This window comes from Mesorhizobium sp. M7A.F.Ca.MR.362.00.0.0, from assembly GCF_004023175.1.
Lineage (GTDB): Bacteria > Pseudomonadota > Alphaproteobacteria > Rhizobiales > Rhizobiaceae > Mesorhizobium.
This window is the reverse complement of record NZ_RZTF01000881.1, coordinates 1-605: the sequence shown is the minus strand read 5'-3', so window position 1 is coordinate 605 and position 605 is coordinate 1. Positions and strand designations below refer to the sequence as shown.

Sequence of the window (605 nt, the reverse complement as noted above, 5' to 3'; positions counted from 1 at the left end):
GAGGCGAGCTCGCCGCTGCGCGGGGTATTCGTCGCGATCCGCCACGGATCGGCCCGTCGAGCCCGGCTGCGTTGCCAGAACAGAGTTGAGCTTCCCAAGTAGCCTCTCGACCACCCCGCCTTGGTGGACGCGACCGCGATCCCGGTAGCGGATGCGAATGCCGTAGTCCTCGCACCCGCGCTGGAAGGCATGCCCTTTGAACTCCTTGGCGGAGTCGGTGACAAGCGACCTCGGTCGACCGAACATCGGCCAGCCGTGGTTGATGTCATGTGCGCTGAGCCAGGCCTCCTTTGGACACACAGCCTGCGCTAGGCAGAGCGCGACCGACAGCGCAGACGGCTTCTCGAGGGTGAGACAGAAGCCAAAGATGCAGCGTGTCGCCACGTCGGTGACGATCGTCAAGTATGCCCGGCCGATGAACGTCCCGCCGCCGTCGACGACCTCGACGAAGTTGATGTCCGTGGGCGTGTGATCTATCTGGCAGACATCCAGTGGGCGCGCCGCATGGATGTATCCTGGCCGCGGTTTGAGACGCTGGAGATGCTTCGGATTGGCGGACCGTTTCCTCGCGACCTCCTCGGGGCTGAACAGCCCGGGTATCCGGC

The 605-nt window shown here is 64.8% G+C and carries 1 protein-coding gene; it reads right to left on the bottom strand.

Annotation, left to right across the window (positions count from 1 at the left end):
• Positions 1-605: DDE-type integrase/transposase/recombinase (locus EOC06_RS38305; protein ID WP_164899052.1), on the bottom strand; the 605-nt coding region annotated here is incomplete at both ends.